The organism is Rhizobium sp. CIAT894 (genome assembly GCF_000172795.2).
In the GTDB taxonomy this organism is placed as follows: domain Bacteria; phylum Pseudomonadota; class Alphaproteobacteria; order Rhizobiales; family Rhizobiaceae; genus Rhizobium.
On sequence record NZ_CP020951.1, the window covers coordinates 506,016 to 528,979 of the forward strand.

Annotated in this window: 17 protein-coding genes; 4 read left to right on the forward strand and 13 right to left on the reverse strand. The window is 62.9% G+C overall.

Features of this window, described 5'->3' with window-relative positions; translation table 11 throughout:
• Positions 1-4 precede the first annotated feature (4 nt).
• From RHEC894_RS28710 to RHEC894_RS28720, 3 genes are all read left to right on the forward strand, one after another.
• Complete coding sequence (locus tag RHEC894_RS28710) at positions 5-1,066, forward strand: DMT family transporter (RefSeq protein WP_085740077.1); 1,062 nt, start codon at positions 5-7, stop codon at positions 1,064-1,066.
• Positions 1,067-1,137: 71 nt separating this feature from the next.
• Positions 1,138-2,109 (forward strand): DMT family transporter, encoded by a 972-nt coding sequence (locus RHEC894_RS28715; protein WP_085740078.1) that lies wholly within the window; start codon positions 1,138-1,140, stop codon positions 2,107-2,109.
• Between the two features lie 194 nt (positions 2,110-2,303).
• Positions 2,304-2,522, forward strand: a complete 219-nt coding sequence (locus tag RHEC894_RS28720) for a hypothetical protein (protein ID WP_085740079.1) — start codon at positions 2,304-2,306, stop codon at positions 2,520-2,522.
• Positions 2,523-2,915: 393 nt separating this feature from the next.
• Here the strand turns inward: RHEC894_RS28720 and RHEC894_RS28725 are convergent, their stop codons facing one another.
• The 9 genes from RHEC894_RS28725 to RHEC894_RS28765 form a co-directional block, all read right to left on the reverse strand.
• A complete protein-coding gene (locus tag RHEC894_RS28725) occupies positions 2,916-3,227 on the reverse strand; it encodes a DUF982 domain-containing protein (RefSeq protein WP_010068196.1) in 312 nt (103 codons plus the stop codon).
• 189 nt (positions 3,228-3,416) lie between these two features.
• Complete coding sequence (locus tag RHEC894_RS28730; protein ID WP_010068197.1) at positions 3,417-3,815, reverse strand: Imm50 family immunity protein; 399 nt, start codon at positions 3,813-3,815, stop codon at positions 3,417-3,419.
• A 358-nt stretch (positions 3,816-4,173) separates the two neighbouring features.
• Positions 4,174-6,579: a serine/threonine protein kinase gene (locus RHEC894_RS28735; RefSeq protein WP_085740080.1), complete on the reverse strand. Its 2,406-nt coding sequence runs from the start codon at positions 6,577-6,579 to the stop codon at positions 4,174-4,176.
• A 44-nt stretch (positions 6,580-6,623) separates the two neighbouring features.
• Positions 6,624-7,826, reverse strand: coding sequence for a serpin family protein (locus tag RHEC894_RS28740; protein ID WP_085740081.1), 1,203 nt, complete (start codon positions 7,824-7,826; stop codon positions 6,624-6,626).
• Positions 7,827-7,839: 13 nt separating this feature from the next.
• Entirely contained in the window at positions 7,840-10,437 is a 2,598-nt protein-coding gene (locus RHEC894_RS28745) for a trypsin-like serine protease (RefSeq protein ID WP_085740082.1), read from the reverse strand.
• Complete coding sequence (locus tag RHEC894_RS28750; protein ID WP_085740083.1) at positions 10,434-12,050, reverse strand: caspase family protein; 1,617 nt, start codon at positions 12,048-12,050, stop codon at positions 10,434-10,436. The genes RHEC894_RS28745 and RHEC894_RS28750 overlap by 4 nt, the downstream gene beginning before the upstream one ends.
• Before the next feature lie 21 nt (positions 12,051-12,071).
• Positions 12,072-13,997: a DUF4384 domain-containing protein gene (locus RHEC894_RS28755; protein WP_085740084.1), complete on the reverse strand. Its 1,926-nt coding sequence runs from the start codon at positions 13,995-13,997 to the stop codon at positions 12,072-12,074.
• A gap of 212 nt (positions 13,998-14,209) precedes the next feature.
• Positions 14,210-14,581: a hypothetical protein gene (locus tag RHEC894_RS28760; protein WP_085740152.1), complete on the reverse strand. Its 372-nt coding sequence runs from the start codon at positions 14,579-14,581 to the stop codon at positions 14,210-14,212.
• A gap of 134 nt (positions 14,582-14,715) precedes the next feature.
• Positions 14,716-15,306: a hypothetical protein gene (locus RHEC894_RS28765; protein ID WP_085740085.1), complete on the reverse strand. Its 591-nt coding sequence runs from the start codon at positions 15,304-15,306 to the stop codon at positions 14,716-14,718.
• Between the two features lie 148 nt (positions 15,307-15,454).
• On the opposite strand from RHEC894_RS28765, the gene RHEC894_RS28770 reads away from it, so the two are divergent.
• Positions 15,455-17,062 (forward strand): hypothetical protein, encoded by a 1,608-nt coding sequence (locus tag RHEC894_RS28770; protein WP_085740086.1) that lies wholly within the window; start codon positions 15,455-15,457, stop codon positions 17,060-17,062.
• A gap of 182 nt (positions 17,063-17,244) precedes the next feature.
• Here RHEC894_RS28770 and RHEC894_RS28775 read toward each other — a convergent pair whose 3' ends face one another.
• The 4 genes from RHEC894_RS28775 to RHEC894_RS28790 form a co-directional block, all read right to left on the reverse strand.
• A complete protein-coding gene (locus tag RHEC894_RS28775) occupies positions 17,245-18,390 on the reverse strand; it encodes an IS4 family transposase (protein ID WP_010069540.1) in 1,146 nt (381 codons plus the stop codon).
• Between the two features lie 176 nt (positions 18,391-18,566).
• Positions 18,567-19,784, reverse strand: a complete 1,218-nt coding sequence (locus RHEC894_RS28780; RefSeq protein ID WP_085740087.1) for an isoprenylcysteine carboxylmethyltransferase family protein — start codon at positions 19,782-19,784, stop codon at positions 18,567-18,569.
• Between the two features lie 14 nt (positions 19,785-19,798).
• Positions 19,799-20,134 (reverse strand): hypothetical protein, encoded by a 336-nt coding sequence (locus RHEC894_RS33185; RefSeq protein ID WP_164517721.1) that lies wholly within the window; start codon positions 20,132-20,134, stop codon positions 19,799-19,801.
• 24 nt (positions 20,135-20,158) lie between these two features.
• Positions 20,159-22,741, reverse strand: coding sequence for a caspase family protein (locus RHEC894_RS28790; protein ID WP_085740088.1), 2,583 nt, complete (start codon positions 22,739-22,741; stop codon positions 20,159-20,161).
• Positions 22,742-22,964 lie beyond the last annotated feature (223 nt).

A 22,964-nucleotide genomic window follows, 5' to 3' on the forward strand; every position in this document is an offset into this window, starting at 1 on the left:
AGCCATGGCTGACAAACACACACACCTTTGGCCCGGCGTTCCCCTCGCTTTGGGTTCTGCCGTTCTGTTCGGTGCATCTGCGCCGGTTTCCAAACTGCTTGTGGGTTCAATTGACCCATGGTTGCTGGCGGGTATCCTTTATCTCGGCGCCGGACTTGGTCTCGCCGTCGTTCATTGGGGCCGCCGCCTGATTGGACTTGTCAATGTCGAGGCCCCGCTGCAAACGGCCGACCTCCCTTGGCTCGCTTTTGTCATCCTGTTCGGAGGAATGCTCGGCCCTCTGTTCTTGATGCTGGGGCTATCTCATACGTCTGCATCCTCGGGATCGCTGCTCCTCAATCTGGAGGGACTGGCGACCATGGGCATTGCCTGGCTGGTGTTTCGGGAAAATGTCGACAGGCGACTATTGTTGGGCGCCGGTGCGATCCTTGCGGGCGCGGTGCTTTTGTCGTGGAACGGTCAGTCCCTGCGGCTTGACGAGGGCAGCTTATTCATTGCGGCCGCGTGCCTTTCATGGGGTATAGACAACAACCTGACCCGCAAATTGTCGTCGGCTGACCCGGTTCAAATCGCCACGATCAAGGGTGTCGTCGCGGGAAGCAGCAACCTTCTGCTGGCGTTCGGCTTCGGTGCGTCGCCACCCAATATTGCGCTCGTCGGAGCGGGCGCGTTCGTCGGCTTCCTGGGCGTCGGCGTCAGCCTGGTTTTGTTCATGCTTGGGCTTCGCCATCTTGGGACAGCCCGCACGGGAGCCTATTTTTCTTTAGCGCCGTTCATCGGTGCGGTGCTTGCGGTCGTCATTTTCGGCGAGGCTGTAACATTTCAGATCGTTGCGGCCGGTGTTCTCATGGCGATTGGCCTTTGGCTTCATCTGGCCGAACGTCACGACCATGAGCACGAGCATGCGGCGCTGGAACACGAGCACTCCCATGTACATGACGAGCATCACCAACATTCCCATGACGGCCCAGTCAGCGAGCCGCACTCGCATTGGCATCGCCATGAGCCTCTGAGGCATAAACATCCTCACTACCCCGATCTGCACCATCGCCATTCCCATGAATAGATGACCAGCCATGGCGGCCCTTGGCGCCGCGTCATCTGTGCAGCGCTCGGGAATTGTGGCATAACTGGGCGATGGCGATACATGTCTTGGCGGTCCATCGCGACACGGTCGGGACGGAACAGGCGGCGGGCGGTTCACTTGCTGCCGCCTATTCCGTGGGGGTTTTCTGCTGGCTGCTGTCGGCCGGCGTCTATATCGCCGCGAAATGGGTTTCTTCGGAGATGCCGCCCTGGGCGCTGTGTTTCTGGCGCGTGCTGATCGCCTGGGCGATCCTGATGCCGATCGTCGCCCGGCATTTCGGCGCCATGGCCGCGCTCGTGCGGGCTCGCGGCCTCGAGCTGCTCGCCATCGGCGGTATCGGGCTTGCGATCTGCCAGGGCCTGATTTTTGTCGGCCTCGAACATGCCGATGCCACGACCGCCGGCATCATCATCGCCCTCATCCCGATCATCACCATGATTCTTGCCCGTTTCATTCTGGCCGAGCCGATGGGGCGCTGGCAGGTGATCGGATCGATCCTCGCCTTTCTCGGGATCGTCGTCATCATCGTCAAGGGCAGCCCGGCCGCACTGCTGCGCCTCGACCTCAATCCCGGCGAATTATGGATCGTCGCCGGCGCCTTCTGTTTCAGCCTCTATACCGTGCTGCTGCGCCGGGCGAAATTCGATCTCAATCGGCTTGCGCTCCTGGTCCTCCTTCTCGGTGCGGCGGTGCTGACGGCGCTGCCCTTCTACCTTTTCGAGCTCGCCTCTGACGAGCGCTCGACGCTGAATGCCAGCGGCCTCATCGCGCTCGGCTATGTCTCGATCCCCGGCGGCGCGGTCATGTATTATCTCTTCAATCGCAGCATCGAGGCCCTGGGCGCGGCGCGGGCGGGCGTGCTGCTTTACATCCAGACGATCTTTATCGCCGTGCTCGCCTACCTGTTCCTCGGCGAACAGTTGCAACGCTATCATCTCGAAGGCGCGGCACTCATCGTCGCCGGCCTGCTGCTCATCATCCTGCTGAAGCCGACGACCAGAGCGGAGGCGGCCAAAGCCTGAGGACGAGCGCAATGGCTTTCCCGGTGACCGCTTCCGCCCGCCCGCTGTGGCGCTTCTCGACCTCCGGCATCACGCTCCGTCAGGCCTGGTTTCTCAACGCATCGCCGGCAGTGCGTTGTCGTGCAATTTTAACGAATTTGGTGACGAAACGACAAACAGCCTTCCTATAAGCTTGCGGCTTTGGAGCTGCGCGATTGATCACAACACGTCACATTACCTATGCGGTCATTCTGCTCTGCCTCTTTGCCGGTTTGGCCGGGGTTTATTCGCTCAGCAATCTGTCGCTCGAAGGAATGGATCCGAGCCGCTTCACCTACGAGACCGAGAAATGCTACTATCCGAAGTGTGACAATATCGTGCATGATAAATGGCTCGACGAAGCTCTCGCAAAAGCACAGCCGCGCAGCCATTGAGATCGGGCGGGGGCGTTCCTGATACAAAGCTGCTACGCAGTTTTTTGGAATTGCTCGAATGAGAGGCGTGCCGTGTGGCCCCCTCATCCGACCCTTCGGGCCACCTTCTCCCCGAGGGGAGAAGAGGGTGCAAGGCGCACCGGCAGTACCCAAACGAACGGCCTGCTTAACGGCACTCCCTCCAACGGGGTGGATGGCGACGCGGCAATCTCTCTCTTCTCCCCCGTGGGGAGAAGGTGGCCCGAAGGGTCGGATGAGGGGGCCACACGCACGGCGCCAGTCTATCCTGAAGCAGAGCCACGGCAAATATCTGGTGGCATTTTCGTTTTTCTTGGACGTCTGCTATTGGCGCAAACCTGATGCCGAAAGGCCGGCCGCCGCGTGAAACAAGGCCTATGTTCGCATCGCCGGGGGCAGGTCGGCTCGTCGCTGTCCAACGCCCTGCGGGACGAGCGATAGAGCAGCGATGCCGGCCTCCTCGGCCGCCCGCAGAAGCGCTTCCCGGAATTGTTCCGGGGCAATCTTCCCGCTGATGGCGTCGACGCAGGCTTTCACGGCAGCGACATATTCCTCGCCGTCATCGAAAGGCCAGTCGTTGATCAGGAGATACGCGGCGTCACCCAGCGTCCGTACGATTTTGCGAGATACCGGACGGCTCAAAGAAAGCGCGACCGGCGTGAATGCCGACGATGTATTCCAGCACATTGTCCTCGACCCCTCAAGGCACGGATACTGCAATCCCGGCTGCAATATACGCGCGTATTTTAAAATTGGGAATTGAAAACTTTATGACGAACACTGCTTGGGCGTGAAGGTGCCGAATGCCAGGAAAGGGCGCTCTGCGACCTTGCGTCGGCGCGCCCCCGATCCTGAGAGCCTATCTCGAAAAGAGTCTTAATCGGGTTTCCCCGGCTCCAAATTGATGCGTATGTGCCTGGCGGTGACTAGCCCGGTCACGCCGTAGCTCGCATCCCACTCAACGCGGAAATGCTCGTCGACTTTGGTGATCTCCAAATCGAAGATGATGCCCGGTGCCATATCGAAATCGGTACAATTGATCGCGCTCACGCCCTCAAGGGTAAGAGTGACTATCGCGTGCTTGTCGAGGACGAAGTAGCCCGCGGCATCCACCTCGTCCGTCATGTTCCAGGCGTGAATGCGCAGCAGTCCGGCTCCGCTATTGGAGAAGGCGATCTCAAGCAGTTTGGCATCATGGAAGCGGGGTACGCGCCCAAACCACTCAAGCAGCGGCTTGCCTCCGGGAATGTCGTGTAGGATTGATGTAGAGGACATTATTGCTCGCGAGTGAGATTGACCGTCAACGCCGGTCTTTCAAGATGTCGTCCAGGACGCTTTCATCCAGGGCGTCTTCATTGCCTGAGAAACGAGATATTTCGACGTGGTCTTCGCATCCGACCGAAGTGCCGACATGTCGACAGGTTGATTTTTCCCCATGCGGCGTCCCCAGGTTCGCATGAGCGCGCCTACCATTATGCCTCTTGAATAGCCGGGCACAACAAACGCGTATTCTGAAGCAAGCGCAACCGCGTTTTTCAACAGTGTCATCGCAAAGCGGAAATTTCTTCGGCCGCTTTTGGCGCACAGTCAGCAGCATCCAGCTTCCCCTTCAATTCCCACACTCCCCGCTCCTTCACCGCAACTCCGCACTCACCCGAAAAATCCCGCCGGCCGAGGCATCCGAGCAGACGACGAAGGTGGAGCCCTCTTGCGCCATGAAGGCGACGTTGCCGCCGGCTTCGCAGGGGGTGGCGCTCCATTGCAGGATGATGTCGCCGTTGTCGGGCAGTTTTTCGGGCGTCAGCTTGACGGCGCTGGCCATCCATTCCGTCGCCGATGGCAGGTGGACGGGGGTGTTCAGCTGTTTCGACAGCCAGGCGGTGTAGTTCTGCGCCACGGCGAGCGGCACGTCGTCGGCGGGCTGCTCGGGATTGTCGGCATAGGCTTGTGCGGCGGTGGGGTCCGAGTTGGCGGTGTAGTATTGCGCGATCTCGGCGCGGGTCACGGCTCTCGCCTGCATGCAGAAGGATTTTTCGACCTTCACGGCGCCATTGGCGACGCCGAGCATGCCGCCGAGATCCTTCAGCGACGAAGTCATCAGCCGGACATTGTCAAGCGGATAACTTCCGGCCGGCACGGTCTCGAAGGCAAGGGTTTGCGACACCGGGCAGAAGCCGCGCGCCGACAGGGCTTCGAGATCGGCGAGGATCGGCTGGTAGGCTGCGATGGCGAGCTTATAGGCTTCGTTGGTGTAGCGGCCGTCGGCCTCGGTCAGCTTCGGCGTGAGCGCTGCCAGCGTGGGGTCGGCGGCGCCGGCGCGTGTCGTGATCGAGGCGTGGAGATCGGTGACTTTCTGCCGCAGCGCCGTCGCCTCGTCCTTGGCCGCCATGACATCTGATATCAGCTTGTCGAACAGCTTGGCGGCGTCGCCATAGCCCGAGGTCGCGGCCGGCAGCTGCCATTGCTCCGCCTTGGCCTTGGCCTCGGTCATCAGGCTGCTCGCCTTGGCGACGTCGGGGCTGTCGCCGGCGACGATGCGGGTGACGGTTTCGCGTTTTGCCGCCGCATCCTTTTCGGCCGCGGTCAGCGCGGTCAGCGCCTTGGCGAGGCCGTCGTAGGCGGCTTTCGCCGCGTCGTAATTGTCGACGGCGGCATGCATCTGCTTGGCGGCCGCGCCATCGGCGGCAGCCTTCATCTTGGTCTCGGCCTCGGCAAAGCTCGGCGCCTTGTCGCCGCCGGCGGCCGAGGCGGCGGCTTTCGCCTTTTCGGCATTTTCCCTTGATATGGCGATCAGCGCATTGCCGAGATTGATGGCAGCAGACTGGTAGCCCGGAAGCGCCTTGTCGTAATCCTCGTCCTTGAGCAGGGCGTCGGCCGAGGTCAGGGCCGTGGCGCCGGTGTCATAGGAAAGTTTCGCCTGGTCGCTGGCCGGACGCTCCGGCGCCTTGGCGGCGATCGCCTTCTGCTTGCGGCTTTCGGCCTCCTTCTTCCAGGTGCCGACATCGGCGACGAGTTTCGGATCCGGGCGCAGCAATTTGGGAATGGTGACGATGCCGACGCCGATGCAGATCAGCAGCAGCGCTGTAAACATCGAGATATGCGCAAGCGTCCATTTTTTCCGCTTCGGGGATTCCGGCTGCTGCGGCATGCCGCCACGCGGATCCCAGGACATCGGCTGGATGCCTGTCGTGACGCGGCTGAATTCGCCGAGCGCATCGGCGCCGGTGCGCGGCCGCACGCCGGGATCACGGCTCAGCATGCGCTCGATCAGGCTGGCAAGGCCCTCGGGAAAGCCGGGGATCAGCACATCAAGGCGCGGGAAGATATTGGAGGGGTCGAGATGGATGTTCTTCCAGCTCTGCTCGCGCTGGTGCTCATCCTCCCAGACCATGACGCTGTCGAAGACGCTGGCATAGGTCTGGCGCGGCAGGAAGAGCTTATAGGCGATCATGCCCATGGCGTAGATATCGAGGGCCGGCGAGGCGGAGAAGGTGCCGCTGGCATAGATCTCCGGCGCGCCGAATTCCGGCACATAGGGCGGGATGATGTGCTCGCCGATCTTCGAGATCAGGTGCAGGTTGCCGATCCGGACCGAGAGGCCGGAATAATCCTCGGAGACATAGATGCACTGGTCGGTCAGCGCATTATGGGCGTAACCGGCGCCATGCAGCGTCGCCAGCCCTTCGAGGATGTGGCGGCCGATTTCTACGGCGCGCTCATAGGCCACCATTTCGGTTTCGTCGAGATATTGGTGCAGGGTTTTCGACGGCCGCTTCTCGACGATATAGAAATTATCGTCTTCCGGCGACGGCGGGATGAGGTCTTCGATTTCGACGAAGCGCCGCGCCGTCAGCGATTTGGCCTCGTTGATCGAGGCCCAGACCCGCTCGAAACGGGCTTTGTCCAGTTTCAGCGCCACATCGGGCGTGACGATGAACACCGCATGGCCCATCCGCTTATCCTCAGCGGGATAGACGATGAATTCGTTTTCATAGATCGGCTCGCCGATCGTGTAGCGGGCGATCAGATCACTTCTCATGCACATGTCCCCCTGCAATCATTGGCATTCCATGAAACCGAATTCTATTCGCCGGCCAGTAGTGGATCGCCGATCAGGCCTGCGGCGAGCACCAGGCCGGTCCTTGTATCGCGCAGCGCAAAGGCGAAGCGGGCATCGGCGACGACGCGCACCAGCTTCGGATCGATGCTGCGCTCGGTGATCGCAGCCGTGGCTGCCGCTGCCTCCGTGCCGTTTTCGTCGACCTTGATCATGGTCTTCTGCAGGACGCGCGACAAGCGGATGTTTTCCCTGGTGAAACCCGGGAAAGCCGCATCCCCGGCCTTCTCAGTCTTTCGGGCCTTTTCGGGCACTACGCCCATCGCGTTCAGGACCGGCATCAAATCACGCCCGTCGTTCAGGGAAAAGCGCGGCAGGAAGATTTCGCCCTTGGCGGCTTCGAATTTTTCCCCTTGCAGCCAGGAGGTGAGCGCCTTCAGATCGGTGCCGTCGACACCCTTGCCGGAGCGTGCCGCCACCACGACCATGCTGTAGTTCTCGCCTGAATAGGCAAGGTCGACGGCTGAGAATTTCTCGTCGGAGCGGAATTTTTGGCCGTCGCCGGCAAGATGCATCATCGGCACCGAGATCGTCGAACCATCAGGCCGCTGAAAGGGGCTTGCCGGGCTTTCCCGATCGAAGGAGGTCTTCCAGTGCGCCTTGAAGGAGAGTGCGCCGAGGCTGACGAAACCGCCGCCGGGCGGCGCGTCGAGGATCGACGGAATGGCGCCCCGCGTCGTCTCCTTGACCCAGGCGTTGACGTGCTCGACCGATGCCGGGCCGTCCAGGTCCTCGATCGTCGGTTTGATGCGATGGGTGGCGAGCATGGGGAGTGCGTCGGGGACAAGCACCAGCCGGTCGTCGAAGACGATCGCAACCGCCGTTGCCAAAGGCGCATCCGCCGCTGCCGGCTTCTCCGGGATCATCGCGTCGAGCACGTTCGCCGGACCCTGCACTGCGCTGCCGAAGCCAAGGCCTCTGGCGATCGACGCCTTGCCTTGATCCGAAGCGCCGAGGCTTGCGAGGCCGAGGGCGGCGGCAAGGCTTGCCGGCGACACCATGATATTGGCCGCCTTTTCGCTCGCCAGCGTGCGGTCGAGCAGTTCGACGGCAAGCCTCGTCTGCGCGGTGAGCAACGCCTTGCCGTCGCCGGTCTCACCGGCATGGGCGGCTGGGGCAAGCGTGATCAGCGAAGCGGCAAGACTGGCCAGCAGAATGGATTTCGGCATGGTTCGCTCCTCGTTAGCGGATGCGATAGAATTTGGAATCGAACGACCATTTGCCCTGGGCGCCGGTCTCGTCGTCGCCGACGATCCTGAGGCTGCGGGCGAGGTCGTAGACATAATTGAAGGCGGCGCGCTGGCCGACGAGCGGTGTCGGCACATCCGGCAGGTCGAGCACTTCGATCGGCTTGTCGCTGAGGATGGCGACGACCATGCCGACGCCGGCCGGTCCCTCCACCTGATATTCGAAGCCGATATAGGGATTGCGGGCATCGGGCACCACGACCGGGCGGGCCGGATCGAGCCGGTTGTCGCCACTCTTGGCTGTCGGTTTCAGGCCCATCGAGCGCTTGTTCGGGTAAAGCTGGGTGAGTTTGCCGGAGGCGTCGATATCGACCAGGATGAGATAGCCTGATTTCTTGGTGGAGACGCGCATCGCCACCTTGTCGCCGATGCCGACCGACGTGCCGGGCAGCATGTCGACGGCGACACCGGCTTCGTTATCGGTCTTCAGCGTGTTTTCGACGGCGGCGACCGGGGTCTTTGCTTCCTCGCCGGTGATGACGTCGCGGCCGAGCGCATCCGGTTGGCCATAAAATTGCGGCACCGGCGTGAAGCGGCAGTCTTGCGCATGCGTCCGGCAATATTCGTCCGATTTGCGCCTGACATAATCGAGCAGGGCGGCATTGCTGACGTCGGGCTTGTCGGCGGCGCGCGCGACGCCATTCTGCACGCCTTCGATGAAGCGGCGGGTGAAGACGCCGAGCGCCGGCTTGGCCTCACGATCGACCAGTGCCCATTGGCCCGCGTTGACGGCCGACCAGACCATGGCGTTTTCGCCGCCGAAAGAAAATTTCGCTTCCTTGCCCGATTTGTTGGGCGGCTCCAGGGCGGCAAGCGCCGGACCGAGGCAGCGCACGGTGCCGCCGGCGGGGGCGGCCACCGCGCTGCGGCTGCCGGGGCCGACATGGCAGGCGTCGATCAGCAGCGTGACGCGGCGGTCCTTGAGGCTGTTCAGCCGGGCGGCGATCTCGGTTTCGCGGATCTGGTTGGTGACCGTCACCTTGCCGCCCTCGCGCGTCAGTTTGGCATCGGCTGCGACCAGCGTCGGGCTCGTCGTTGCCTCGGCGCCCATCTCTTCCGAGCCCATTTCCTCGGAACCCTGGCCGCTGAAATAGAGGAAGACGCGGCTGCCCGGCGTCGACTGGCGCACCAGCCAGTCGTCGATCTCGGCCAGGATCGCCTCACGGGTCGCCTTGCGGTTGGTCAGCGTATGGATCTGTTCCGGGCGGTAGGCGAGCGTCTTGGCGAGGAAGAGCTGCATGGCCTTCACGTCGCTCGCCGAGCCGGTGAGTTTGGCCTCGCGCATCTCGTAATCGTCGATGCCGATCAGCAGCGCGCGGTCGCCGGGAGAGCTTTGGGTCGCAGGGGTTTGAACGGGTGCCGGCTGGACGGCGGGCTGATTGTCGAGCGGCGCATCCGCGGCCGGCACGTCGGGGTTCGGCGTTTCGGTTGCGCCGGCGGGCGGGGTGTCGCCGGTTGGCGAGGTCTCACCTGTCGGTGAGGTCTCACCTGTCGGCGAGGTCTCACCACTTGGTGAGGTGATGGCGAGGTTGGCTTGTTGCTGGCCGGACTGTTTCTGCTTTGCCCCGGTGCCTGTTGTGGTCGACGCGACCTGATCGTCGCCGGCTTGCCCGGCATCAGGCCCTTCAACGTTCGGCACATCGCCGTCGGTCTTTGCCGCGATCCAGTCGCGGAAGGCGGCCACACGCGTGTAGACGCCGTAATGCTCGGCCTCGGCGCAGCCGGCGCCCCAACTGACGATGCCGAGCTGGATCCAGCGTTTGTCCGGGCGCTGGGCGACCAGCGGCCCGCCGCTGTCGCCCTGGCAGGCATCCTTGCCGCCTTCGGCATAACCGGCGCAGACATTGCGCTCGTCGATCGGGTTCATGCGCATCGAGCTGTCGCGATAGGCGGCACGGCAATCCTCGCGCGGGACGATCGGCAGTTCGACCTCCTGCAGTTCGGTCGGCAGGTATTTATCGTCCCAGCCGTGATCGGCCTTGGTGTAGCCCCAGCCGGTGACGACGGCCTTGTGGCCGGCGGCCTCCACGTCCTCGTCCGAGGCCGAGGCGAGAATGGCCGGCCTGGAAACGGCGGGTTCGGCGAGCTTGATGAGGGCGATGTCGTTGGCGAAGACCTTGCGGTCGAAATCCTCGTGGATGATGACGTCTTCTACGGCGAGACCCGGCTTGTCGGGGCCGTCGACCGATATCACCTTGTCGATCTTCGACTTGCCTTCGACGATGAGAAGGTCGCGGGCGAAGAGATCCTGCTTGCCGGAGCGGCCGCTGGTGACGCAATGGGCGGCCGTCAGGATCCAGCGCGGGGCGATCAGTGAGCCGCCGCAATGGCCGCCGAAGCGGCCGCGCTGCTCGGGATCTGGCGCCAGGATCTTCACCTGCCAGGGCCATTCGCCCTTCTTCGCCGCCTGACCGCCGATGACGCGCCCGCCATCCTCGCCGGCGAAATCGGTATCCTGCTGCGCCAGCACCGGAGCGGACAGAAGCAGCATGACGGACGCAATATTGAGGATCCTGCTGATCGACGTGCTCATAACTTGGCTCCGGCGGAGGTATAGAGGACCGTAAACCCGACGCGTGCGCCTTCGGGCAGGAATTCGCCGAGGCGCCTGGCGATATTGCCGGCCGTGCGGCGCCTGTCGTTCTGCTTCAGGAACTCGACAAGCTGCGGCATCGGGGTTTCAGAGCTGACGGCAACGAGCAGGTCGGTGCCGAAGGGTGCGACGACGGAAAGATCGAGATCGAAGCTCTGCGGCATTCCGGCATCGGCATCTTTTTCGCCGGGATAAAGGAACTGCACCGTTCCATCGCCGGTGACGTCGAAGAGCACGAGCTTGCGGCCGGCGAGATCAGACACGGTGACGCCGACGCGCTCGCCTTCGCGATGCACCGCATCCGACGGTGTGACGCGCACCGTCTGCGGATTGGCCTCCGACAGCGGCTTCAGCGTATCGAGCGCCGCCATGCGGTCGACGACGAAGGGCATGTCGCCGGCACCGACGCCGGAGGCGACGACATCGCCGCCGGCAATCGCCTCGTGTTTTTCCGGATCGAAGACCAGTTCTGCATCGGCAGCCTCTGTCAGCGTGAACGGCGTGACGGCGGGGCTGATCCCCTGCAGCGGGTGATCCGGGCCGAGGGCGGCAATGCTGATCGGCGCGGCTGCGGCGGGCGGGGGGGCGGTCGATTTCGCGGCCGCCACCTGCGCTCCGGCCCCTTCGTAGGTGTAGACGACGGCGCGGTCGAGATCGGTTCCGGGCGGGCTTTCGGTAAAAATGTTCTGCCGCTGGTCGGTGAACTGATAGACCGCCTGGCGCACATATTCGAAGAGTTCGCGGCGGCTGACCGCGCCGTCGCCGTTGCGGTCGGCCGCGCCTTCGAAGGCGCGGGCCGTGGCATAACTCAGCGCACCGCGTTTCTGCGCAATGCCGGGGATCGAGATTTCGGGCGATTTGGTGTTGTCGTCTACGGCGGCGAGAAAGGTCAGCCGCTTGAAATCGAAGCCGGTGGACAGCGCATCTGATGTCGTCGAAATTGGCGCGAGGTCGTCCTCCTCGATCGTATAGGACGGCGCCTGGCGCCAGGTGATGTCGGCGCCGCGCGGATCGACGTCGCGGGTCATGCCGCCGGCATGGCAGGTATCGGCGATGAAGACGACATCGGCGCCCTTGGCTTCGAGATTATGGATCAGCACCTTGAACTCATCGCCGAAGATGCGCTCGCGCGAGCCCGGCAACCGGGTATCGAAGCCGGCAAGCACATAGACCTCGTCGCGGCCGCTCGGTTTCGAGCCCTTGACGCGCTCCGGCTCGCTCGAGCCGTGGCCGGCAATGCCGAGCACGACGAGATCGCCAGGCCCTGCCCTTTCGGTGACGGCTTCGATCGCGTGGAATATGCCCTCGCGGTCGGCAGCGCCGTTTTTCAACAGCGTCATGTCCTCGACGCCGACCGAGCGCAGCGACAGCGAGAGGTCTTCGGCATCGGCGACGGCGCCGTGCAGCGGCGGAACGTTGCGGTAGAGGTCGATGCCGATCAGCACCGCCCGGACGGCACCGCGCTCGGGCGCCTCGATCGTCCTTGCCAGGCTGCCCGAGGCCGTCAAAGTGAGGAAGGCAAGGACTGCGGCCAGGGAAACGGATGTGGACATGGCCGAGCCCCCTCGCCCCAGCTATTCGCGGCGCCATTCGACGCGCCGGTTCAGCGCATCGACATCGTCTTCGGTGAGGTTTGCGGTTGCGGTCACGTCAACCGGTTCGGAAGCGCCGCGGCCTTCAGCATCGATCGAGGCGTCGATGCCGTGGCTCTTGAGGAAATCGGCAACCGCCTGGGCGCGGCGCTCGGAGAGCTTCTGATTGTAATCGTCGCCGCCGCGCCGGTCGGTGTGACCGATGAGGATGATGCGGCCGGGCTTCTGCTCCTTCAGCGCTTCCAGCAGTTCCTCGGCGGCCTCGGTGCCGATCGAGGTGAAGGTCGATTTGTCGAAATCGAAGGTGATTGGAACCGGGATGGAGACCGGCACGATGCCGCGGACATTTTCCGAATAGATGCCGCCGAGCACGCCGCTGCGGTGATCCTTCTCGGCCGGCACGAAGCTGCCTTCAGGGTTGTCGCTCGACGGATTGGCGGCAAGGATGCGGGCCTGGGCGGCGCGCTGGATAAGATCGGAAATCGTATCGGCCGGCGGCGCTTTCGGCGTGCGGGTCTCGTTCTTGATGATCTCGATCGCCTGTTGGTAATCGGCGGCGGCATCGGCAAAGCGGCGGGCGGAGAAATAGATCTCGCCGAGTGTCGCCGAGGCCTGCCAGAGCACCTGCGGGCTGTCGGCGGCCACCAGCAGCGGCTCGTAATCGGCGACCGGTTTGTCGGCGGCCATCATCTCCTGGGCGGCGGCAAGCCTGAGCGCTGCGACGCGGCGCTGGGCATTCACCTGGAACTGGCCGCATTCGGCGCTGACGGCGATCGCATCGGCTTCCGTCGCGGCAGCCGGGATGTCCTTGGCGGCGACGGCCTCGTTCAGCTTGTCGAGCAGGGCGGTGCAGGCGGGGGTGTCGGCATTGGCCACCTCGATCTGTTCGCCTTCGCCGGCCTGGTCGCGCTCTGCCGAACGGCCAAGGTTGAGCTGCGGCATCTTGATGCTGAAACCGCCGGGAAGCTTGAATTGCGGCATCTTGAGCTGCGGCATCTTCGTCTGGGATGATTGGTAGGACTGGGTGGGCTGCTTATATTGGCTGGGGCGGGTGGAGGACGTGGTGTCGGCCGGGCCGATCAGCTGCAGCTCGTCGGCGGCAAGCTCCTGGCCGGGCGCCAGGTTGGTGACGATCTTGTATTTCTTCGGCGGCTGCGTCGTGGCCTGTTCGACCGGCTTCGGCGCCACCTTCTTCGGGGCGGCGGGCTTCGGTTTTTCCACCACCGTTTCCGGCTTCTTGGCGACCTCCTGTTTCGCCGGCTTAGGCTTCGGTGCAACCGGCGGCTTTACCGCCTGTTCGACCGGTTTTGCGGCGGGAGCGGCGGCAACCGGCGGGGTTGCGACGGGCGGCAGGGCCGCCGGGCTGTCGACCGTCGTCAGCATCAGCGTCTTGCTGCTGATCTTGGTGCCGAGGCTGCGGGCTTCTTCGAGGCTGCGGGAAACGGCATCCATGCCGCCGTCGATCGAGCGGAACATGCCGCTGCCGCTGCCGCCGAGATCGGCGAAAATGTTGAGCGGCTTGGAAGAATAGAAGACCTTGATCTGCTCCTGGCCGACCGGGCCGGAGACCTGCAGCCGGGCGCCGCTTGCCGGATCCGGCACCTGTACGCGCTTGCCGGCGCCGACCAGCGCATCGGTCTGATACTTGTTCGGGAAAAGTTTGACGACGGAACCGTCCGGCGAGACGTTCAGCACCGTGACATAGGCATTCTCGCTCGACTGGATGAAGAGGCCGACGACTTCGCCGATGGCGTATTTGGCCTCCGCGCGATCGAAGGTGATGCTGACGGGGCCGGTCTGCGCCGGCGCTTCGGTCAGTGTGCGTTCGTTCTGCGCCTCGACGACCGGAACTACCGCAAAGAACGAAAGAAATGTAGCTGCGGCTAGGATGGCTTTACGGTTCGGCATTGGAAAACCTCCTCTTCGAACAATCTCACACTGTGTTGAAGATGAGAATAGCACTGACCGGTGAAATTGGGATGGTTTCGGCCGTCTTGCTTGAGGGAGGGTTACAAATTATTTGGAGCCTGGAAGTCTCCGGCAGGCAAAAGACGTGAGCAAGACTCAAGGACCGGCAATATCCGCCGCCTGTTATAGTCGTTTCGACTTTGGAACGGTGCTTAGTTCTTCGGCTTCTGCCCGGCTGATTTCAAAATCGAGATCAGGTCGCTCATGCCCTCGGGCGAGGAATTGTAGAGCCAGAGAATATCCGGATTATCGACGGTGAATTCCTTGCCGGGGCTGGAGCCCATGTCGCGGCCGGGCGACGTCTGATCCGGCAGCCTGCCCGCGCCGGGTGTCAGTCCCTCAGCGCGTTCATGGTCGGCGATGATCGCGGCTGCCGCCAAAAAGGCCTTTTCGTCATGCTGGCGCAGCGCGGCAAGCGAGGGGTTGCGCGCCGCCAGCGCATCCTCGGCGGGGCCGGCATGACCGAGCTGAGGCAGCGCCATGAGAAGGCCGATCGACAGGGATATGAGCCGGGATTTCGTCATCGTCGTCGCATCCGTCTTGGTGGCGCCATTTGCGAGGCTATCGCTGAAACAATAGGCAGAGGCCGGAAAGATGGCAACGGCGCCCGGTGCCAATCGAGTGCCAATCGGTTGGGAGGGGTGAAATCGGTTAGAAATCAGAGGATCTTCAATTGCTGCAGGCCGAGGCGGAGATCGCGCAGCATCTCGCCGAAGATTTCCTCGATCTTGCCCGTCGACCAGACGACCATGGTGCCGTAGGGCGAGCGTTTGCGCTGCATGAAGCCCGCCGTCTCGAAATCGATCAGCGTCTTGCGGCAGGTCTCGCTCGACATGACCGCCACCAGGAACCGGGCGAGATTGGACTGGTCTATGGCGCCCGCCTTCTCCGTCCAGTTCTGGATCAGCCGCGGCTTGGTGTCGGCGGTGAACATCGAGGCGAGCGCGCGATCCTGCGACAGCCCGAGACGCTGCAGCTTGGCCGGGTCGCGGGTCAGCGACACCACGTAATCATTGTGCAGATCGGCGAAACGTTCGATATCCTCGGCGGTGCTGATGCCGAAGACCTTCATCGAATAGAGGAACTCGGCCATCAGATAGGTCGGCTCGGAGCGCAGCTGCGCCAGATGCTTGTCGTCCTTGCTGGCCGAGGCGGCGCAGACCCGATCGGAGAAGCCGATCCGCGCGGCGCGCACCTGCTCCAGCAGGCTGATGTCGAGCGCCAGTTCGTCACCGTTCCATTCCAGCATAAGCATTCCCTGCCAGCAAATCGTCGAGACGATGATCTTGTACTATTCCCAGCGCAGATCTCCAAATCGTTTGGAAAGCAACAGCTTGCTGAGGAGGCGCAACTGTCCTAACATTTTAAAGACTTGACGACTTTTGGGGGTCGAGGCAATGCGTAGTTTGGCGTCGCATATTCTGTTTGCCGCGGCACTTGCGGTCGCTTCGCCGGTTTTTGCCAAAGACACTGTGATCATCGAGCTTCCCGGCGGCGACGGCGGGCGCTCGGTCGGCATCATTTCCGCCAATGAGGAGGTCGAAGCCTCCGGCCCGGCGGCGATCACCGTCGGCGACGACGGCACCATCTATATCCTCGACCAGAACAACGGCCGCGTGCTCGCCATCGACGCCGAACGCTCGCAGGCCGAGCCCGAGATCCTGCCGCTGCCGGAGAATGCCGCGCCGGAGGATCTCGCCGTCGTCCATAACGAGCTCTATCTCTGGTCCGACGGCGTCGTGCCGCTCGAGCGCTCCACCGAGGCCGATGGCCGGGCGCAGACATTGCGCGCCGTCGACGGCGGCGGCGATGCCGACGATTACACCCGCTCGGTCTTTGCCTCGATGGGCTCGGTGCCGCCAGGGCCGCTGAACAGCATCATCGACGAGATCGGCCGCAGCGTCAGCCGGCCCGAGGCCCGCCCGCCTGTTATCCAATATGTGCCGAGCCGCGGGCTCGGCGATATCGTCGCCGAGGTCTCGGCCGGCAACGACAAGGCGGAGATCCTGCTGCGGCGGGCGAGCTCGGAGGAGAATTTCCTGTCGCTGCAGCTGAGTGCGGACGGGCGGATCGGAACCGTCGAACTTCTCGACATCGATACGACGGGCAGGCCTTATGCGCTGGTCGAACTGGTGCCGGCCGACCGGCCCGAGCGCACCGGCATGCTGGTGGCGCGCTTCACGCCGAACGGCGCGATGGACCGGGTCTACGACCTGCCGATCGACCCCGGCACGGTGTTCTCCAGGCGCTTCGTGGCGATCGGCCCGCGCGGCGATGTGCTCTATTTAAGATCGCAGGAGGGCCGGGCGCAGGTGGTCAAACTCGACGGCCGCGATCCCGGCCGCAAGCTTGCCGTCATCAACCCCGCCAAGCCGCTCAAACCCGATAAACCCGGCAGGACGCCGAAGGTGGCGATCGTGCCGAAATCTCGCGACGACGTCATCGAGCGGGCGATCGGCTTCGAGACGCTGAACTGGCTGGTGACGCCGACCGCCTATGGCGGCGATCCCGGGCCCGGCTGCCTCAACATGAACCGGCTGCGCCGGCCGATCTACCTGATCGGCAAGCGCGGCCAGACGGTGAAGGGCGTTCCCTATTGCTGGGGCTGCAAGACGCCGCTCGAGAATTTCATCGGCGGCGTCGAAAAGGGCCAGACCGCCGGCAATGTCTGCACCAAGAGCGCGCCGCAATCCAACATTCTCGGCGTCGACTGCTCCGGTTTCGTCAGCGACGCCTGGGGCCTGAAGATGCATGTCTCGACGCGCGCCATCCCCGGCATCACCAAACGCCTCTCCGACCCCTGGTCGCTGCGTCCGGGCGACGCGCTGAACAAGCCGGGCTCGCATGTGCTGTTGTTCATGCGCTTCACCGACGACCGCAAGGTGGAAGTGATGGAGGCCTCGCCGAACGCCTGCAAGGGCCGCGTCTGCCGCAACACCTATTCCCTCGGCAGCCTGCTGATGCGCGGCTACCAGCCGGTGCGCTTCAAGGGGCTGGATGGGTGACCGCGGGAGCGTCACGCCGGCTGTCTGCTGCATAATTCAAACTATTACGGCGGCCGCCGCAGCTCTCTGAGGCATGCGGACCACATTGCTGACGCGGGTGTCCACGCTATGATTTGCCACTTCCGCCACCTCGTCCTCCGTCATGCTCGGCCTTGAGCCACTGCTGTCCGGTTTAAATTGTGTCACCATTGGAGGCTCATCTGGCCGGGATTTCCGGGAGGGTTGTTGCGTGGTTTTAGCAGGCGGTCGATCCTTTTGCGGTGCATCAGGTTGGTGCGCACCAGGCGGGCGAAGGCCAGCGGGCTTATGATGGTGGCCTGGTCGGCCTTTGCCATCTGCAGCAGCAGATAGGCGATCAGAGCGACGGCCACCTGGATGCGCACTGCATTTTCGCTGTTGCCGAGGAAATGGCGGATTTTCAGCGTCTGCTTGACCCAGCGGAAGAACAGTTCGATCGCCCAGCGGCGCTTGTAAAGTGCGGCGATCTCCTCGGCCGGGGCGGTAAGATCGTTGGAGAAGATGCGCAATATCTTGCCGGTTTCGATCCGCACGCCGATCTCGCGCACCGGCCGGTTCATCGGATTGCGGCGGCTCCTGGCCTGGCGCTGCGGCAACAGGCCGATGCGGTCGAACAGGATGCCGGCATCCTCGTTGACCGCCTGCTCGGCGCTCGCTGTCAGTTTCGTATGGGACTTGAGGCGGGTGACGATGCGGCAGCCGGCGGCATCCAGCTTCGCCCACCAGCCGAAATCGTAATAGCCGAGATCGAAGACATAGGTGGCGCCCGCCTCGATCGGCATCTCCTTGGCGGCGGTGATGTCGTTGACATTGGCCGCGGTGACGGCCGCATAGATCGGCCGTTCGGCATTGGCATCATAGACGACGTGCATCTTGGCGCCGCAGGCCTGATCGGAAAAGCGGGCCCACTGCGATCCCGCCCCGGAAAGTGGCAGACTGCTGCCGTCGATCAGATAGACCGCCTCGCCGATGGCCCGCTTGAGGCCGCGCCCGGCGCGGGCCAGCATCTGCGTAAACAACTCGGTAAAAACGGCGCTCGGACGCAGGCCGTTGGCATCGGCGAAAGTCGAGCGCGACACCGGGCGAGCGCCGAGATGGTAAAGGCGGGCACTATGGCTTTCCAGGGACCCGACGATCTCGCGCAGGCTGACGGCACCGGCAAGCTGGCCGTAAAGCAGGGCGATCAACTGGCTCTTCGTCGACAGCCGCCGAACATGCTTGTCGGCCTGATGCTCCTCCACAAGTCTTTCGAAGATCGTCCACGGAATCCGCTTCAACAGATCATGAAAGACGCTATTGTCATGCCGCACGGTGTTGCTCCTATTTCGTGTCCGAGATCGTCGCGAAACGCTCGAATACGAGTAGAATCAACACCGTGCACCATGTCCACTAAATTTAAACCGGACAGCAGTGGCTCAAGGCCGAGGATGACGGAGAATGAGGGGCCGTTTCCGCCAAACTCACCCTCGCCTACTTCGCCCGACTTTCAGACGCGCGGCGCTGTCGGCGCCAGACGCCGCTTCGCCATCGCCAGAAGACCGTGTGCTGCGACCCGCTCGGCATAGTCCCGATAGGCTGGATCCCGGCTCAGCATGCGTTCTTCGGCGCGGGCGCGCATGATGTAGATGAGAGTGACGATCGCCAGCATGCCTGCCCGGGCAAGTCCTTCCGCAAACCCGCTGGCGATAAAGCTCGGGGCCGCAAACAGCCACCAGGCGATGTTCTTCGAGACATAGGCCGGATGTTTGATGAAGCGATAGGGGCCTGAGGTGATGATGCCGCGATGGGTAAGGTTGGAGAAACGCGGCCCGAAGGCGATGGTCGCCCAGACATAGATCAGGGCGCAGAACAGCATCGCGGCACTCCAGAGGATGAAGACTGCCGATCCCTCCCGGATGACGCTCTCCCAGCCCGGCCCCTCGCCATAGGGCACGAAGGCATGCGAGATCGCAGGAAAGAACGGCTCGTAACAGACGAGGCAGACGAGCCAGCCGAGCGCCGTCGTCTCCGTTGCCCTGGCATGCCAGCCGAAAAGCTTGAAGGTGGCGATGTAGCCGCCGGCTGCAAGGATGACGTCGAGGAGAAAGACAAGCCGCGTCCAGCCTTCGAACCAGGCCGCTGACAGTGGAGGAAAGGCCCAGGCCGGCTTGTCGGCCAGATCGGAAAGAGCCGCCATGCCGCTTGAAAACATCAGCACGAGAAAGAAGCATTTGATCGCGAGCAGGCGCAATGCAAAGAGCACGTCCTCTTCGCGAAAATCCTGCATCAGCACCGCACGCCCGGCCTGATGGAGATAATCGTCGGGCTCCTCGGCAACGAGATCGGTGACCGCGACGTAGAGAATAGTGGCGCCGGCAAGGACGATGGAAATGGGAATGGTCGTGTGGCCGGCCCCGATGAACCATTGGACCGCCGACGACTGCGTGAAAAACGGAAAGACCGAGCAGGCGATGACGACCGCACCCAAAAGCGCAGCGAGGCCAACAAGCTTGGTCCCGACGCGCCGCCAGAAGAGGGCCGAAGCTTCGTTCCGCCTCTGTCTCGACACCCAAACCCCTCGGGTGGCCGGCATGCCGTCAACGACGATCCAAACGAGGAGAAGGCAGAACAGCGCAAGCGCCATCGCCTGGCCGGGCTCAAGCAGCAGATAGTTCGAGAGCGCAATGCCGGCGACGCCTCCGATAAGGGTCGCAACTTGAATCATGAAGGATCCTGCCCCTACCAGGACGGGCCGCCGCTCGAAGAGTTGCCGGAGCTAGAAGAACCACCGGAACTCGATGAGCCGCCGCCCATGCCACCGGAACCGGAGCCGGAATTCGAACCGGAGTCATTGCCGGAACGGCCAAAAGCCGTTTCATTGCTCTTTGCTACCACCTTTTTGACAGTGGGCGTTGTTTTCCTGGTCGGCGTGGCGTTCGGGGTGTTCCTATTCGGCTCGTCGCTGGCGAACAGCGTCTTGGCGCCTGGGTCGAACACACAACTCTGTAGGATAGCGGCTGAGCCCGCGATGAAGGTAGAGCACAATAGCACACGGATGATGAGCTTGCTGTTCATGTAGGGCGCCCCCGGTTCGCCATTTCAGAAGAGATCGTACCTCGGATTTCGCTTTATCCATGTCGCCTTGGCGAGCTTGACGAGCCTGTCCTCGATCGACTTAGATTTTGGAATTGCTTTTTGCTCCTGAGCAGTCAGGTCGGCGACAAAGGCGGCTTCTGCGTTCTTCTTCGCAGCATTGGGCAGCCTCTTGAGTTCTGCCAAAGCCTGGTTCTTCGGATCGCCGCTGCCCGGCATGTTGATGGCGGTCGCCAGCGCGAAATAATGCGCCGCCGTCGCAAGGCCGTCACTATCGCCGCCTTCTTCCTTCGCCAGGACGGCACGGTCGAGAGCACCCCAATAGTCGCCGCGTTCGGCGCCCATCTCCAGCCACTTCACCGCTTCCGTCTTGTCTGCGGCAACGCCAACGCCGTCGCGATACATGCGCCCGAGGTTTGTCGGGGCATGAGGCTGTCCGCCTTCTGCAGCCCGAGTGAAAAGGTCAAGTGCCTTGGTAAGATCCTGGGGGGCACCTTTTCCAAAGCGATAGACTAGGGCAAGATTGTTCAAGGAGTAGATGTCGTTGCGTTCGACACCGGCCTCATAGAAACGAATACCGCGCTCGGGATCGGCTGGGACGTTGACACCATTCAGGAAGATATATCCGAGCTCGTTCATCGCATAAGTATGGCCAAGGTCGGCGGCCTGCAGCATCATCCGCAATCCCTCTCGCTGATTGGCCTTGGTACCACGGCCGTAGTAGAGGGACTTGCCGTAGCTGTGCAGGGCGAAGGGATCGCCCTTGGCGGCGCCCCCTTTAGCAATCTCGCTGGCCTTGGCGGCATCACGTGGAACGGAAGCGCCAAACTCATAAAGGCTCGACAATTCCTGAATCGCCCGGACATGCCCGGCATCCATCGCCTTCTTGATCGTCGCAAAGGCCGTCTTGGTGTCGCGGTTGGCAAGCTGGGCGCGGCCGAGCTGGTAGACGAAGCGCGCCACCTGAGGATAGGTCTTTATTGCGTCCGTGCAGGCTGGCACCGCGATGGCCGGATCGATCTCGTTTGGCAGTTTGCCCGAAGTCACACCCTGCAGGTCGAGCGGTGCTGCGGCTGCGCTGTCGCAGGCGTCGAGCGTCGGCTTGAAGGTGACGGTGGCCGGCGGCAGGTTGTCATTGGCGGCCTGCAGCGTCAGGGCGAAAGGCTGGTTTTCGGTGCCGATCTGCGGTTCGTAGGACAATGCTGGAATATCGGCGGACTCCAACACATGGCCGAGGCCGATCACCCGATCTCCGGCCCGCAGCGTGCCCTTGTCGGGCAGGGCCGCGACCTTGAAGGTCATTTCCGCAGCCGATGCCGGGATTTCAGGCAGAGCGGCTGCAACGGGGCCAACGCCGATCGTCGCGTCGACGTCACGCGGCAGTTCCTTCAGATAGGCGCCGGCATCGGCAAGCCGGGTCTGCTTCTGCTGTTCGAGCTGGGCGAGCTTGGCGCCGGCATCGGCCGAGACGGTAATGGCGACGACGCCCTGCGTCGCCTGGCCATAGGGATCGCTGACGGTATAACCGATCAGGCCGACGGTTCCGGCGGCGACACCGGATGAATCATAGGTGAGCGCCGTCAGCGCCGCGGCGGGCATTTTGGCGCCCTGTTCGACCGGTTTGCCGTCGAAGCTGAGTTTGCCGGTCTGGGGAAGCTGGTTCAGGGTGACGAGCAGAGCCGAGCCGGTCTCGTCATGCGGTGGGGCGATCGGCAGTTTCGTGGCGGCTGCTCCCTCCGGCACGCTCACCTGCTGCATCGCCTCGACGCTCGGCGGCGGCGGCGCCGGAATGAAATAGAAGCTGTCCATCAGCGAGGAATTTTCCCAGGGAACCTGCTTGCCGTTGGTCATGGCGATCACGTCGCGGCGCACGTCGGTCAGGACCTGGCGGATTTCCTTGTTGGGTTCGCTGGCGCGTTTGATGAAGGATTCGGAATAGGGGCTGAGCGCGCCCTCGCCGTCGAGGGCCACCTGGCCCGGCTCGGTGGAAAAGGCGATCAGGCTGCCGAGATCGCTGTCGATGCGCGCGAGGCCGCGGGTGGCGCCGACCGGTTCCAGCTTTTCCGCCATCCAGAATTTCTGGGCGTTGAAGGGATTGTTGCGGCAGGCGTCGAGGAAAATCAGCTGCACCCGCGAATTCTGTTTCAGGTGGTTCAGGATGAGGTCGAGCGGCATGGTCTGGGTCTCGACGTCATAGGGCGTCTCCAGCGTCGCATCGACCGGCACGAGGAAATTCTGTCCGCCCACCTGGATGCCGTGGCCCGAATAATAGATCAGGCCGGCATCGGCATGGCTGGTCGAGCGCAGGAAGCGGCGCACCGTATCTTCGAGCCCGATACGGTCGACATTGACGCCGATCGTGACGTCGAAACCGGCGGCCCGCAGCGTGTTGGCGACCTCTTCGACATCATTGGCGGGATTGGGGAGCGACGGCAGCGTCTTATAGACCGAGTTGCCGATGACGAGGGCGACACGGCGTCCGTTCTCGCCTTCGGTTACGGCGGCATGCGCCAGGCCGACCGGCAGCAGCATTGCCGCCAGGATCAGCAGATAGGCGCACAGTCTCTTGACGTGGTGAAACTTGGGCATGGCTGGATCGCAAACATTCTATTGTTTAAGTTCAATAAAATTTGCTGGCCTGCTGGTGCTGGGCCCCCTTCGCATTCACAATTCGAAAATATTCCCCACTGCTAAAAAAAGCAAGCTTCGCCGCTTCCAAGTGAATTGGAGCAGTCCCGTCTGATTGGAAGTCCGTTACCTCAAGGAAAGACTATCGAAAACAGGAAATTATCATGTGGACCGGCGAGGTTTC

What these genes read in the sequence shown, in the direction of transcription:
- RHEC894_RS28710 (WP_085740077.1), top strand. Translation starts at nt 5, where the DNA reads ATGGCTGACAAACACACACACCTTTGGCCCGGCGTTCCCCTCGCTTTG.
- RHEC894_RS28715 (WP_085740078.1), top strand. Translation starts at nt 1,138, where the DNA reads ATGGCGATACATGTCTTGGCGGTCCATCGCGACACGGTCGGGACGGAA.
- RHEC894_RS28725 (WP_010068196.1), bottom strand. Translation starts at nt 3,227, where the DNA reads ATGTGCTGGAATACATCGTCGGCATTCACGCCGGTCGCGCTTTCTTTG.
- RHEC894_RS28730 (WP_010068197.1), bottom strand. Translation starts at nt 3,815, where the DNA reads ATGTCCTCTACATCAATCCTACACGACATTCCCGGAGGCAAGCCGCTG.
- RHEC894_RS28735 (WP_085740080.1), bottom strand. Translation starts at nt 6,579, where the DNA reads ATGAGAAGTGATCTGATCGCCCGCTACACGATCGGCGAGCCGATCTAT.
- RHEC894_RS28740 (WP_085740081.1), bottom strand. Translation starts at nt 7,826, where the DNA reads ATGCCGAAATCCATTCTGCTGGCCAGTCTTGCCGCTTCGCTGATCACG.
- RHEC894_RS28745 (WP_085740082.1), bottom strand. Translation starts at nt 10,437, where the DNA reads ATGAGCACGTCGATCAGCAGGATCCTCAATATTGCGTCCGTCATGCTG.
- RHEC894_RS28750 (WP_085740083.1), bottom strand. Translation starts at nt 12,050, where the DNA reads ATGTCCACATCCGTTTCCCTGGCCGCAGTCCTTGCCTTCCTCACTTTG.
- RHEC894_RS28755 (WP_085740084.1), bottom strand. Translation starts at nt 13,997, where the DNA reads ATGCCGAACCGTAAAGCCATCCTAGCCGCAGCTACATTTCTTTCGTTC.
- RHEC894_RS28760 (WP_085740152.1), bottom strand. Translation starts at nt 14,581, where the DNA reads ATGACGAAATCCCGGCTCATATCCCTGTCGATCGGCCTTCTCATGGCG.
- RHEC894_RS28765 (WP_085740085.1), bottom strand. Translation starts at nt 15,306, where the DNA reads ATGCTGGAATGGAACGGTGACGAACTGGCGCTCGACATCAGCCTGCTG.
- RHEC894_RS28770 (WP_085740086.1), top strand. Translation starts at nt 15,455, where the DNA reads ATGCGTAGTTTGGCGTCGCATATTCTGTTTGCCGCGGCACTTGCGGTC.
- RHEC894_RS28780 (WP_085740087.1), bottom strand. Translation starts at nt 19,784, where the DNA reads ATGATTCAAGTTGCGACCCTTATCGGAGGCGTCGCCGGCATTGCGCTC.
- RHEC894_RS33185 (WP_164517721.1), bottom strand. Translation starts at nt 20,134, where the DNA reads ATGAACAGCAAGCTCATCATCCGTGTGCTATTGTGCTCTACCTTCATC.
- RHEC894_RS28790 (WP_085740088.1), bottom strand. Translation starts at nt 22,741, where the DNA reads ATGCCCAAGTTTCACCACGTCAAGAGACTGTGCGCCTATCTGCTGATC.